Source organism: Nonomuraea sp. NPDC050783 (assembly GCF_040802095.1).
In the GTDB taxonomy this organism is placed as follows: Bacteria; Actinomycetota; Actinomycetes; order Streptosporangiales; family Streptosporangiaceae; genus Nonomuraea.
In genome coordinates, this window is record NZ_JBFAHK010000017.1 from 133,477 (window position 1) to 145,822 (window position 12,346).

Below are 12,346 nucleotides of genomic sequence, written 5' to 3' on the forward strand. Positions count from 1 at the left end.
CCTCCGTTCCGTTTTGTCACGCCGGTGACAATCGCCCCGGACTTTGTCCCGAGGGCCACAACGGGCGGCCCCATTTCGTTGCGCCACGTCATAGCCGCCCCTCCCCGCCGGGCCCTACCCTCGCCTGCACCCACAGCGAAGGGGGCTCCCCATGCGTGCCCTGGCGGCCTTGGCCACGGTGACGGCGCTGCTGCTCGCGTGCGCGTCCCCCGCCCGCGCCGACCCCGACTGGTCCTTCGCCGGCGAGGACGACCCGCCCCGGCGGCAGCGGACCGCCGCCCCCTCCCCCACCACCGGGTACGCCCCCGGCCAGAAGGCGCTGCCCGGCCCCGCCCGCGTGGTCAGCGAGCGCCGCCTCGACGCCCGCACGCTGGACCTGCTCATCTCCTCGCCGTCCGTCGGCAGGCTCACGCCGGTCCGCCTGCTCCTGCCGCGCGGCTGGTCGCGCACGGCCGGCCGGACGTGGCCGGTGTTGTACCTGCTGCACGGCGGCGCCGACGACTACACCTCGTGGACCCGGATGACGGACGTGTCCACGTTCACCGCGAACCTGGACGCCATCGTCGTCATGCCGGAGGCGGGCCGGGCGGGCAACTACTCCGACTGGTACAACGCCGGCCGGGGCGGGCCGCCGAAGTGGGCGACGTTCCACACCTACGAGGTGCGCCGGCTGCTGGAGATCGGCTACCGGGCGGGCACCCGGCGGGCCGTCGCCGGGCTGTCGATGGGCGCGTACGGCGCGATGAAGTACGCCGCCGCCCACCCCCGGATGTTCCGCTTCGCCGGCGCCTACAGCGGGATCATGGCCACCCGGCTGCCCGGCATCCCCGCGATCATCATGAACGCCCAGGCCAGCGAGAAGCAGGACCCGCTGGCGCTGTGGGGCGACCCGCGGCGGAACAAGAAGGTGTGGGCCGCCAACGACCCCCTCGCCCTCGCCGCCGGGCTCCGGGGCACCAGCATCTACATGTCCAGCGGCAGCACCTCGCTCAACGGCCCGCTGGACGCGCCCGACGCCCCCTGGAACGCGGCCCACCTGGGCGAGCCGATCTCGGCCTACACCGCCAGGGCGCTCAGCGCCCGGCTGAAGCGGCTCGGCATCCCGCACACCTTCCACCTCTACGGCGACGGCACACACACCTGGCCGTACTGGACGCGCGAGTTCAAGCGGTCGTACCCGATGATCGTGCGGGCGCTGGGGCTGCGCGACGGGTGACGGGCGGGGGCGCGCGGCCCGCGCCCGGCCCGCCGCGCGGCGCGTCCTTACGGCACGTCGAACGTCTTGCGGCTGCCCGCCCCGATCACCTCGATCCCCTTGGTGCCGAGGACGCCGTCCAGCGGCAGCGACACCGAGTAGGGCGCGGTCGCCGGCAGGCCGATGCCGCGCACCCGCCCGACGACCTCGATCCCCCAGTGCTCGGGCTGCCTGATGTAGACGAGCGGCGACAGCTCGACCTGCATGGTGAGGTACGGCTTGGTGCCGTTGACGACCAGGATGAACGTGCCGGGAACGATCCCCGGCACGACCCGCGCCTCCTCGAAGTCGATCAGCCGCACGGACTGCGAGGCAGGCAGTTCGGCGAAGTTCTCCGTCATGGCGGAGCCCCCTTGTGAGTCGGATGCGTGTGAGTCGGATAACCCCCGTCGGTTACCGAAACTCTCACGCCCGCCCCGCGCGGGCAACGACTGCCGGGGTAGCGCGCGGGTCAGGCCGCGTGCAGGTAGACCTGGCCGAACACCTCGGACAGGTTCTTCAGGTCGGTGGCGAGGTCCACCTCGGGGGTGGCCGGGTCGTAGACCGTGGCCAGGCGGGCGCGGACCGAGCCGAGCTTCTTGAGCTGGTCCCAGGCGGGGCTGGCGGCCCACTTCGCGCCGTAGGCGCGGGTGACCTGGCCCTGGGCGTCCTGCCAGCGGGTCCACAGGGTGACGGTCTCGGCGGCGTCCTCCTGGAGGGGAGCGGCGACGCGGTCGGTCAGGGCCTTGGTGGCCTGCTCGGCGGTGAGCGCGCTGGTGATCGTGGAGTCCTCGACGGCGATCTGGGCGTAGGCGTCCCAGGCGCGGCCGCGGATCTGGATCGACTGGTTGCGCTGGGCCTCGGCGGCGTCGATCTTCCAGGTGGTGTACGCGGTGGACAGCAGGGCGTTGTCGAGGGCGAGCTGGTCCACGTAGCCCTTGGCCAGCCAGGCGCCGGCGCGGTCGGGGTCGAGCAGCGGGTACTTCTTGGCGATCTCGGTCTTGCAGGCGTCGTTCGCGCCGCAGCCGAGCACCGGCATCAGCGTGTGCACCGACAGCTTGCGGCCGGGGGCGGCGGCGCGCAGGGCGGTGGCGGCCGTGGCGACGAACTTGTCGATCTCGTCGGCGTCGGCGAACGTCTGGTTGTAGCCGAGCTGCGAGGTGAAGCGGATGCCGACGACGCCGGGCTGGGCGGCGGCCAGCGCGGCGGCCTTCTTGACGGCCTCGTCGAGCGTGCCGGCCTTGTAGTCGTCGGCCAGCTCGGTCTCGATCCACAGGCGCAGGCCGGTCGGGGCGGCGGCGGTCGCGGCCTGGCCGGCGGCGCTCTGCTGGGCGGCGGCCTTGTCGGCGGCGCTGATCTCGCTGCCGTCGGTGTAGCACTCCTCGCCGTTCCGGCACTCGGGCGTGCCGCCGTCCTCGGCTCCCTCGACGTCCGGGTCGCCCGGGTCGTGCGCCTCGCCGTCGCCGCCGCTGTCGCCGTCCACGGCGCACTGGTTGGCGGGGTCGTTGCAGTCGAGCCTGATCGTGCCCTGCGGGCCGGAGTCGATCATGTTCTGGCCGTCGTTGCCGAGCCAGAACTTGGCGATGTCGGCGGCCTCCTCGGGGGTGGCCATCCAGGTGCAGACCACGTACGCGGGGGTGTCGCTGGAGAGCAGGTCGTTGCAGCTACGTGGATCGTCCGCCGACCAGGCGGGGACGCCGATCCCGAGGAAGGAGAGGGCGATTCCGAGGACGAGGAGCTGCCGCAGCCGCTGTCGCATGGCACCTGACTTCCTGGGGGCGATCGTCGTCATTCGCACCATATCGGGACGATCATCATCGTTCAATAAGATCGACCGCTGTCCGGACACCGTTCTCCACCCTGAGTCGCCGGCCCAGTCCGGCCGCCCGCTCCCGGTGCTCCGGCACGGCCAGCAGCCGCCGCGCCAGCTCCCGCCTGCCGAGCCGCCGGGCCGGCAGCGGCGCGGGACCGGCCCCGAGCGCCGCCACCCGGCGCCCCCAGAAGGGCTGGTCGGAGAAGAACGGGCAGACGACGCTCGGCACGCCCGCCGCCAGCGCCGTCCCGGTGGTCCCGGCCCCGCCGTGATGGACGACGGCCGCCACGCGCGGGAACAGCCGGTCGTGCGCGACCTCCCCCACCGGCAGCACGTCGTCGCCCGCCTCGACCGGCAGCCCCTGGACGATCCCCCGCAGCCCGGCCAGCCGCAGCCCGGCGACGACCTCCTCGGCCGTCCGCTCCGGGCAGGGCATGCTGCCGAACCCCACGAAGACGGGCGGCGGCCCGGCCGCCAGGAAGTCCGCCACCTCCGGCGGCACGTCCCGGCCGGGCAGCCGCCAGTAGCCGGTGAGGTGCACGTGGCCGGGCCAGTCGCGGGGGCGCGGCACCACCAGGGGGCTGACCCCGCACAGGACGGGCACCCGCTCCCGCCGGTCGGCCGCGAACGGGCTGCCGCGCAGCGGCCCCAGCCCCAGCACCTCGGCGCGCAGCCGGTTCACCATGCGGCCGAGCACCAGCCAGCCCAGGCGCTCGACCAGCGCGTAGCAGGCCCGGTTGCCGAGCCGGCCGAGGGTGGCGAGCGGCAGCAGCGGGTTGGGGAACTCGCCGGTCGGCTCGCTCGGCTGGAACTGCAGGATCCGGTACGGCACGCCGTGCCGCTCGCGCAGGTGCCGGCCGAACGCGCCGAGCGCGGGGGCGAGCACCAGGTCCGCGCCCGCGCAGGCGGCGTCCACCTCGGCGACCAGCCTGGCGGCCAGCGGCTCGACGACGGTCCTGAGGCCGCGTACGAACCCCAGGGGCCCGCCGTCCAGCCACGCCCGCCCCTCGTCGCTGTCGAGGACGGCCACCGGGTCCACGCTCAGCGGCGCGAGGCGCACGCCGGGGCCGGCCAGCGCGGCGTAGCGGGCCGCCGCCACGAGCGTGGCCGCGTGCCCGCGCCGGGCCAGCTCCAGCGCCAGCGCGGCGGACGGCTGCGTGTCGCCCCGCGACCCCAGCGCCAGCACCGCGACCCTCATCCCGGCGCCCTCACTTCGGCTCCCGCCCGCCGGGCGCCCGCCCGTCCAGCGTCCGTACGGCGATCAGCGCGCCGGCCAGCACCAGCCCGGCCGCCACCAGCAGGCCGGCGGCGTACCCGGTGGCGAAGCTCCCGGCCGCGTGCACGACGGCCCCGGTCCCGGCGATCCCGAACAGCCCGGAGACCTCCCTGCTGACCGAGAACACCCCGCCCGCGACCCCGGCCCGCTCCGGCGGCACCGCGCCGAGCACGGCGGAGCCCAGCGGCATCGTGAGCGCCGAGCCGATGCCGATCGCGCACACGGCGGGCAGCAGCCGCCCCCACCCGTCGCCGGCCTCCAGCGTCGCCGCGGCCGCCATCCCGCCCGCGACCAGCACCAGCCCGGCCGCCACCGTGGGCCCCGCGCCCAGCCGCCGCTCCACCGTCGGGGCCAGCGGCGTGACCAGCACCACGAGCAGCGCGAGCGGCACGAACGCCAGCCCCGACCCGGTCGGCGTGAACCCGAGCACCTCCTGAAGGAAGATCGCCGTGTAGAAGAACACCCCATTGACGCCCAGCCCCCACAACACCTGCGCCGCCACCCCGCCCGCGAACGCCCGCACCGCGAACAGCCGCAGGTCCACCATGGGATCGGCGGCCCGCCGCTCCACCAGCACGAACGCCGCCCCGCCCCCGGCGCAGACCGCCAGCGCGGCGGCGACCGCCGGCGAGCCGTAGCCGTGCTCGCCGCCGTGGACGAGGGCGAAGGTCCCGGCCGCCAGGAACGCCGCCGACGCCAGCACGCCCGGCGCGTCCAGCGACCGTGCGACCACCGCCGAGGGGGGCACGGCCACGGCGGCGAGCGCGACGACGGCGGCCCCCAGCGGCACGTTGAGGAGGAACACCCAGCTCCAGTGGGCGTGCTGGCTCAGGTACCCGCCGGCCACCGGCCCGAGCGCCAGCGCGCCCGCGCCGGACGCCATCCAGACCGCCACCCCGGCGGAGCGCCGCCGCTCCTCCTGCCCGGCCAGGACGGCGAGCGTCGCGGGCAGCACCAGCGCCGCCCCGGCCCCCTGGACCAGGCGGGCGGCGACCAGCAGGTGGATCGTGGCCGCCAGCCCGGCCGCGAGCGAGGCCACGGTGAACAGGGCCAGCCCGGCCAGCAGGGTCCCGCGGTGCCCCCAGACGTCGGCCAGCCGGCCGCCGGCGGGCATGAGGCCCGCGAACGTCAGCAGGTAGCCGGTGGCCACCCACTCCAGGGCGGCCAGGCTCGCGCCGAGGTCGTGCTGGATGCTGGGGAGCGCGACGGTGACGACCGTGTTGTCGAGGGTGGTCAGGAACCCGGCCAGCCCGACGGCCGCCAGCAGCCACCGCCCGTCCACCCGCGCGGCGGCGAGGCCGCCCGCCGGCCCGCTCACCGGTCCACCTCCACCCAGGTCCAGCCGGTGCCGTCGGGCGTGGCCCGCACCACCCGGTCCCGTCCCCCGGCGATCCGCACCCACCGCGACCCGCCCTCCCCCGGCCGGCCGGGCTCCGGGTCCCCGTCCCCGCGGGCCGGCAGCGGCACCGGACCGGTGCCGGCCCCGGAGGTCGCCGGCGGGGCCTCGCGCAGCGTCGCGGGCGGGGCCTCGCGCAGCGTCGCGGGCGGGGCCTCGCGCAGCTTCGCGGGCGGGGCCTCGCGCAGCTCGACGTGCCGGTGCAGGGCGCGCAGCGGCCGGGGCAGCCACCAGTTGGCGCCGCCCATGAGCCGCATCGTGGCGGGCACCAGCAGCGCCCGCACCAGCGTGGCGTCCACCACGATGGCCACGAACAACCCCACCCCGAGCAGCTTCACGATCGTGATCCCGGCCGTCGAGAAGGCCCCGATGACCACCAGCAGCAGCAGCGCCGCGCTGGTGATGACGCCACCGGTCTGCTGGAGCCCGGCGGCCACGGCGGCGGTGTTGTCCCCGGTCCGCAGCCACTCGGCCCGCACCCGTGACAGCAGGAACAGCTCGTAGTCCATCGACAGCCCGAACACCACGGCCAGGATCAGCACGGTCACCGTCGCCTCGATCGTCCCGGTCGAGGTGAAGTGCAGCACCCCGGCCAGGTGCCCCTCCTGGAACGCCCACACGATCACCCCGAACGACGCCCCGATGGACAACACGTTCATCAGCAGCGCCTTGACCGGCAGCACCACGGACCCGAAGGCGGCGAACAGCAGCACCCCGGTCACCGACCCCACGACCAGGGCCATCCACGGCAGCCGCGCGGTGAGGCTGTCCATGAGGTCGAGCTGCGCGGCGGTCGGCCCGCCGACCACCACGCGCCGCACGTTCGGCTCCGGCGGCGACAGCGTCCTGATGGCGGTGACCAGCGCCCGCGCCTCCCGCGACATGGGGTCCACGTCGTAGCGGACGGCGAGCCGCACGGCTCCGTTGTCCTGCGACAGGCCGGCGACGTCCACGCCGGTCACGTGGGGCAGCCGGCGCAGCCGGTCGGCCAGCGGCCCGGCGTCCCCGGGCGTGACGGGGGTGACGGCGCTGATCGGGGTGTACCCCTGCCCGAGCGGGCCCGGCCGGGCGGGCGGCTCGGCGAAGGAGCGCTCGACCAGGACGTGGACGTCCACGGCGGCCATGGAGTTACGCGCGAAGTCCCGGTCCACGGTCTCGGCCACCCGGCGGCTCTCGGAGGTGGCGGGCAGCACGCGGTGGTCCACGTTGCCGAACTCGACGTGCAGGAACGGCCCGGCCAGCGCCACCAGCACGGCGGCCACGCCGCCCAGGTAGAGCAGGGGCCGCCGCATGACGCTGGAGGCGACGGCGTGCCACATGCCGCCGCCGCGCCCGCCGTACCCGAGGTCGGGGGTGAGCCGGAGGGCGTTCACGCGCGGCCCGAGCATGCCGAGCACGGCGGGCAGCACGACGAGCGCCGCGCCCATCGCGACCAGCACCACCGCCGCCGCGCCGAGCCCGATCGAGCGCAGGAACATCTGCGGAAACAGCAGCAGCCCGAGCAGCGCCGTCGCCACGGTCAGCCCGGAGATCGCGACCGTGCGCCCGGCGGTGGCCACGGTCCGCACCACGGCCTGCTCGCTCGACGCCCCCGCCGCGATCTCCTCCCTGAACGCCTTCAGCACGAACAACGAGTAGTCCACGGCCAGCCCGAGCCCGAGCATGGTGACGACGTTGAGCGAGAAGACCGAGACCTCGGTGACCTCGGTGAGCAGCCGCAGCAGCACCAGCGCGCCGAGCACCGCGAACGCCCCCACCAGCAGCGGCAGCCCCGCCGCCACCAGGCTGCCGAACACCACGACCAGCAGCACCAGCAGCACCGGCATGGAGATGGCCTCGGCGCGGGCCAGGTCGGCGGCGGTCTGGTCGTTCAGCTCCTTCAGCAGCGGCACCGGGCCGCCGACGGAGACCTGGAGGTTCTTGACGCGCCGCAGCCGGTCGGCGATCGCGGCGTAGGCGGCCTGCTTGTCGCCCTTGAGGGTGACCAGCGCGTACGTCGAGCGCCCGTCCCGCGACACCATCCGCTTCGAGGCGGCCGTCCAGTACGTCACCAGCCCCCGCACGTGCTCGGCCGGCAGCGCCCGCAGCGAGTCGTGCACCGCCTTCCTGTAGCGGGGGTCGCGGGCCGCGACCGTCGGGTGCCGGTAGAGGACGACGACGTCGGGGGCGCGGGCGCCGTACCAGTCGTCGCTCCAGCGGGCGGCGGTGGTGGAGTCGGCGCGCGGGTCCTCGAAGCCGCCGTCGGCCATCCGCCCGAACAGCTCCATGCCGAGCGGCGCGACGAGGAGGGCCGCCGCCAGGCTCAGCACCAGCAGCGTCCACCTGCCGCGGTAGACCAGGCGGCCCGCGCGCTCAAACAAGGGCGCCCTCCAGGTACGCCCGCAGGCAGGCGCGCCGGGCGATCTTGCCGCTGGAGGTGCGGGGCACGGTGCCGGCCTCGGCCAGCACGAAGTCGTGCACCGGCAGGTCGTGTCTCACCCGGACGGCGGCCCGGACCGCCCGCCCGACCTCCTCGGGGTCGGCGCCCCGCCCGCGCCGCGACCGCTCGGCCACCACGACCAGCCGCTCGGTGTCCTCGCCCGGCACCGCGAACGCCGCCACCCGGTCCCGCCGCACCGCCTCGTGCGCCTCCTGGACGGTGACCTCGATGTCCTGCGGGTAGTGGTTGCGGCCGTCCACGATGACCAGGTCCTTGATCCGGCCGGTGACGTACAGGCGGCCGTCGTGCCACACGCCGAGGTCGCCGGTGCGCAGCCAGCCGTCCGGGCCGAAGACCTCGGCGCTGCGGGCCGGGTCGCGCCAGTAGGCGCGGGCCACGTTCGGCCCCTGGACCCGGATCTCGCCCACGTGCCCGTCCGGCAGGTCGCCGGCGTCGCCGACGATCCGCACCCGCTGCCCGTGCGGCCGGCCGCAGGCGACCAGGTGGCTGGCCGCCCCCTCGGTCCAGGGCACGGCGCGGCCCTCGCGCAGGGCGTCGCGGGAGAAGGCGGTCACCACGGGCCGCTCGTCGCGGTCGGCCGCGGACACGAACACGGTGGCCTCGGCCAGCCCGTACGCGGGCGTGTGCGCCTCGGGCCGCAGCCCGCACCCGGCGAAGGCGGCGTCGAAGGCGGCGATCGCGCCCGGCCGGACCGGCTCGGCGCCGTTGAGCATGACCCGCACCCCGGACAGGTCCAGCCCGGCCCGGTCCTCGGGGCGGACGCGGGCGGCGGTGTACTCGTAGGCGAAGTTGGGCGCGCCGGTGTAGACGTCGTCGTGCTCCGACAGCAGCCGCAACCACCGCACCGGGCTCATGACGAACGCCACCGGGTCCATGAACACCGCCCGGTTGGCCCCCATGATCGGCATGGCGACGGTGGCGACCAGCCCCATGTCGTGGAAGAGCGGCAGCCACAGCACCGCCACCGAGGTCCTGGGCCGGGCCCGGAAGACCTCCCAGAGCTGGGCGGCGTTGGCGGTGAGGTTGCCGTGCGTGATCTCGACCCCGGCGGGGGCGCGGGTGGAGCCGGAGGTGTACTGGAGGTAGGCCAGGTCACCGGGGGCGATCGGCTCGGGCTCCCACTCGTCGGCGAGCAGGTCGGAGACGGCGTCGATCGCGACCACGGGCAGGCCCGCACCGGGCGGGGCGGCGCCGTCCAGGAACGCGGCGACGGCGGGCCGGGCGGCCGTGGTGGTGAGCACGGCGGCGGGCCCGGCGTCGGAGAAGGCCCGCGCCAGCCGCTCGGCGTGCCCGGGCAGGCCGGGCGCGAACAGCGGGACCGCGACCAGCCGGGCGTACATCGCGCCGAGCACGGCGACCACGTAGTCCAGCCCGGAGGGCGCGAGCACGGCGACCCGGTCGCCGGGCCGGGCCAGCTCGCGCAGCCGCACCGCCAGCGCCCTGGCCTTGAGGTCGGCCCGCGCCCACGTGTACGTCCGCCGGGAGCCGTCGCCGAGGTGGTCCACGAACGTGTAGGCGGGCGCGTCCGGAGCCTCCCGCGCCCACCGCGCCACCCGCGCGATCAACAGGTCGTCGGCCATGCCGGGTCCCTTCGCCGGAGGGACCTAGCAAGTTACGGGAGAAGCCCGGCGCGGTTCTTGCCATCCCTCCGCACATTCCGCCCCCGCGCTTTTATATCGAGTGACAAGACCTGCGGAAGGGTGGGAGGCTTTGACCGTTTTGTAGGGGGTTACCGATGCACAGTTACGCTCGCGATCTCGGGCTGCTCCGGGATCGCCGGTTCGCGCTGCTGCTGACCGGGCGGACGCTCTCCGTCCTCGGCAGCGCCTTCGCTCCGGTGGCCCTGGCGTTCGGCGTGCTGGAGCTGCCGGGCGCGACCGCCGGCACGTTGTCCGTGGTGCTCACCGCGGCCTCGCTGCCCATGATCGTGTTCATGCTGGTGGGCGGCGTGATCGCGGACCGGATGCCCCGGCAGCGGGTGATGATGGCCGGCGAGCTGCTGGCCGCCACCGGGTACGCCACGCTGGGGATCATGATGCTGGCCGGCTGGACGCCGATGCCCGTGCTGCTGGTGGCGGCGGCGCTGACCGGGATCGCGACCTCGCTCGCGCTGCCCGCCCTGACCGGGATCATCCCGGACGTCGTGCCGCCCGACCGGCTGCAGTCCGGCAACGCGCTGCTCGGCCTCGGCGCGAACTCCTCGCGGGTGGCCGGGACGGTGCTGGGCGGCGGCACGGTGGTGCTGTTCGGCGGCGGCTGGTCGCTGGTGGTCAGCGGGGCGCTGTTCGGCGTGGCGGGCCTGGCCGTCGCACTGCTGCGCATGGAGGACAGCGGGCGGCCGGGAGCCGAGCGGCACTCGGTGCTGGCGGACCTGCGGGACGGCTGGCGGGAGTTCCGCAGCCGGCAGTGGATCTGGGTCGTGGTGGCCCAGTTCTCGCTGATGGTCATGGCGTTCGAGGCCGGCCACGGCGTGCTCGGGCCGCTGCTGGCCAAGGAGCGCCTGGGCGGGCCGGTGGCCTGGTCGGCGTTCCTGGCGGGCGAGGCCATCGGGATGATCGCCGGGGTGCTGGTCTCGATGCGGCTGCGGCCGAAGCGGCCGATCCTGGTGGCGGTGCTGCTGTGCCTGCCGCCCGCGCTGCCGTACCTGCTGCTCGGGGTGGACGCGCCGCTGTGGGCGGCCGTCGCGGGGGCGTTCGTGCTCGGGGTGTGCTTCGACGTGTTCGGCGTGCTGTGGCAGACCACGATGCAGCAGGAGGTGCCGGCCGAGGCGCTGTCGCGGGTCAGCTCGTACGACATGCTCGGGTCGCTGATGTTCGGGCCGATCGGGCTGCTGCTGGCCGGGCGGGCGGCGGAGGAGTTCGGCGTGGAGGCGTCGCTGCTCGGCTGCGCCGCCATCATCGTGGTCTCCACGCTGGCCGCGCTGCTCGCCCCCGGCGTACGGAACCTGCGCGCGCCCGCCGCGGCCCCCGCGCCCGCCTCCGCACCGGCGCAGGTTCAGGCCGAGGCGTAGTAGGCGTTGGCCCTGGGCTGGAACATCAGCACCACCGCTCCCAGCACGGCCAGCACGTGCAGGGTCCGGCTGAGCGCGAAGGCCCAGCCCCAGGCGTCCAGCCCGGCCATCGCCCCGGTGACGGAGCCGCCGTCCAGCAGCCATTGGATCGGCTCCATCACCAGCGACAGCGTGCCGAACACGCCGAGGGTGGCGGCCAGCGTCCAGCGCGCCCAGTTGTGACCGCGGCGCAGCCGCAGGGCCAGGAAGATCGCTCCGGCGAGGACCGCCAGCCGGAACCCGGCCTGGGGCAGCAGCTCGACGAGCGTGGCGGTGCCCTCCAGGAGCAGCCGGGTGATCATCAGGACGGCTTCGAAGGCGCCGAACGCGACCGCCGCCATCCAGAGCAGGGCGGCGGCGTGCACGACGGGCGGCGGGGCGGCGGTTTCCCGGGATACGGTGACGGTGTCCATGCGAACGAGTCTCCTGCGGGAGAACCCGCAGGTCATGCCCGCCTTCCCCCCGATAGCGGTGAGGCGCGCCCTACCCCGCGACAGGGGGTCAGACGACGATGAGCCGGACCACCACGCCCGCGCAGTTGCCCGCCACGCAGATCCGCACCGGCACCTCCGAGATGCCCGCTGCGGCCGGGACGCCGCCCACGTGGCCGTCGGGGCCGATGCTCACCCCCTCGGGCAGCCTGGCGTAGTCGGTGACGGTGAAGGTGGGGATCACCCCGGGCGGGCCGCCGTTGACGCCGATCTCGCCGTCCAGCGGGACGCCGGCCCGGCCGGGGAAGGTCAGCTCGCGCGGCTCCCAGGGGATGTTGCCGAGCACCACGAGCGTGACCTGCTCCTCCTCGCAGGAGGACCCGGAGCAGAGCTGGACGTCGGCGACGTAGGTGCCGCGGCGCTGGGGCTTGCCGTACAGGCGGCCGCCCTGGTCCACCCGGACGCCGACGGCGAGGTAGGCGGGGCGGAAGGCGACGCCCTTGGCGGTGGGCAGGAGCTGCTGGGCGACCTCGATGCCCTCGGTGAGGTAGAAGGTGCTCTCGACCAGGGCGCCGCTGGGGGTGTGGATGGGGGTCCTGCGGGCCACCAGGGTCATGGGCGCGAGCGGAGCGGTGATGGACGGCACCGCGGCGGCCAACCCGCACATGGCCATACCGGCGAGCAGGAAAACCCACCTTTGCCGCATC

Annotated in this window: 10 protein-coding genes; 2 read left to right on the forward strand and 8 right to left on the reverse strand. The window is 75.2% G+C overall.

The annotated features are described in order from the left end of the window. Window positions 1-151: 151 nt before the first annotated feature. Window positions 152-1,216, forward strand: coding sequence for an alpha/beta hydrolase (locus tag AB0H75_RS35570; protein ID WP_367804034.1), 1,065 nt, complete (start codon window positions 152-154; stop codon window positions 1,214-1,216). 47 nt (window positions 1,217-1,263) lie between these two features. Here the strand turns inward: AB0H75_RS35570 and AB0H75_RS35575 are convergent, their stop codons facing one another. The 6 genes from AB0H75_RS35575 to AB0H75_RS35600 form a co-directional block, all read right to left on the reverse strand. Next, a complete protein-coding gene (locus AB0H75_RS35575) occupies window positions 1,264-1,596 on the reverse strand; it encodes a hypothetical protein (protein ID WP_367804035.1) in 333 nt (110 codons plus the stop codon). A gap of 110 nt (window positions 1,597-1,706) precedes the next feature. After that, window positions 1,707-2,993 carry a hypothetical protein gene (locus tag AB0H75_RS35580; RefSeq protein ID WP_367804036.1) on the reverse strand — a complete coding sequence of 429 codons (1,287 nt, stop codon included), beginning with the start codon at window positions 2,991-2,993 and terminating at the stop codon, window positions 1,707-1,709. Between the two features lie 55 nt (window positions 2,994-3,048). After that, a complete protein-coding gene (locus tag AB0H75_RS35585; protein ID WP_367804038.1) occupies window positions 3,049-4,245 on the reverse strand; it encodes a glycosyltransferase in 1,197 nt (398 codons plus the stop codon). 10 nt (window positions 4,246-4,255) lie between these two features. After that, a complete protein-coding gene (locus AB0H75_RS35590; RefSeq protein WP_367804039.1) occupies window positions 4,256-5,641 on the reverse strand; it encodes an MFS transporter in 1,386 nt (461 codons plus the stop codon). Further along, complete coding sequence (locus AB0H75_RS35595; protein ID WP_367804040.1) at window positions 5,638-8,079, reverse strand: MMPL family transporter; 2,442 nt, start codon at window positions 8,077-8,079, stop codon at window positions 5,638-5,640. Before AB0H75_RS35595 ends, AB0H75_RS35590 begins: the two co-directional genes overlap by 4 nt. Further along, window positions 8,072-9,739, reverse strand: coding sequence for a fatty acyl-AMP ligase (locus tag AB0H75_RS35600; RefSeq protein ID WP_367804041.1), 1,668 nt, complete (start codon window positions 9,737-9,739; stop codon window positions 8,072-8,074). Before AB0H75_RS35600 ends, AB0H75_RS35595 begins: the two co-directional genes overlap by 8 nt. Window positions 9,740-9,894: 155 nt before the next feature. Between AB0H75_RS35600 and AB0H75_RS35605 the strand changes: the two genes are divergently transcribed. Beyond that, window positions 9,895-11,169, forward strand: a complete 1,275-nt coding sequence (locus tag AB0H75_RS35605) for an MFS transporter (protein ID WP_367804042.1) — start codon at window positions 9,895-9,897, stop codon at window positions 11,167-11,169. On the opposite strand, the gene AB0H75_RS35610 is transcribed toward AB0H75_RS35605, so the two are convergent. Both AB0H75_RS35610 and AB0H75_RS35615 read right to left on the reverse strand, forming a co-directional pair. Next, a complete protein-coding gene (locus AB0H75_RS35610) occupies window positions 11,154-11,621 on the reverse strand; it encodes a hypothetical protein (RefSeq protein ID WP_367804043.1) in 468 nt (155 codons plus the stop codon). The two genes, AB0H75_RS35605 and AB0H75_RS35610, sit on opposite strands and share 16 nt — an antisense overlap. An 88-nt stretch (window positions 11,622-11,709) precedes the next feature. Beyond that, entirely contained in the window at window positions 11,710-12,345 is a 636-nt protein-coding gene (locus tag AB0H75_RS35615; protein ID WP_367804044.1) for a hypothetical protein, read from the reverse strand. Between the last annotated feature and the right edge of the window lies 1 nt (window position 12,346).

Bases quoted from the DNA above. Each gene is read 5' to 3' on its own strand.
- AB0H75_RS35570 (WP_367804034.1), top strand. From the start codon at position 152: ATGCGTGCCCTGGCGGCCTTGGCCACGGTGACGGCGCTGCTGCTCGCG.
- AB0H75_RS35580 (WP_367804036.1), bottom strand. From the start codon at position 2,993: ATGCGACAGCGGCTGCGGCAGCTCCTCGTCCTCGGAATCGCCCTCTCC.
- AB0H75_RS35575 (WP_367804035.1), bottom strand. From the start codon at position 1,596: ATGACGGAGAACTTCGCCGAACTGCCTGCCTCGCAGTCCGTGCGGCTG.
- AB0H75_RS35605 (WP_367804042.1), top strand. From the start codon at position 9,895: ATGCACAGTTACGCTCGCGATCTCGGGCTGCTCCGGGATCGCCGGTTC.
- AB0H75_RS35615 (WP_367804044.1), bottom strand. From the start codon at position 12,345: ATGCGGCAAAGGTGGGTTTTCCTGCTCGCCGGTATGGCCATGTGCGGG.
- AB0H75_RS35585 (WP_367804038.1), bottom strand. From the start codon at position 4,245: ATGAGGGTCGCGGTGCTGGCGCTGGGGTCGCGGGGCGACACGCAGCCG.
- AB0H75_RS35610 (WP_367804043.1), bottom strand. From the start codon at position 11,621: ATGGACACCGTCACCGTATCCCGGGAAACCGCCGCCCCGCCGCCCGTC.
- AB0H75_RS35600 (WP_367804041.1), bottom strand. From the start codon at position 9,739: ATGGCCGACGACCTGTTGATCGCGCGGGTGGCGCGGTGGGCGCGGGAG.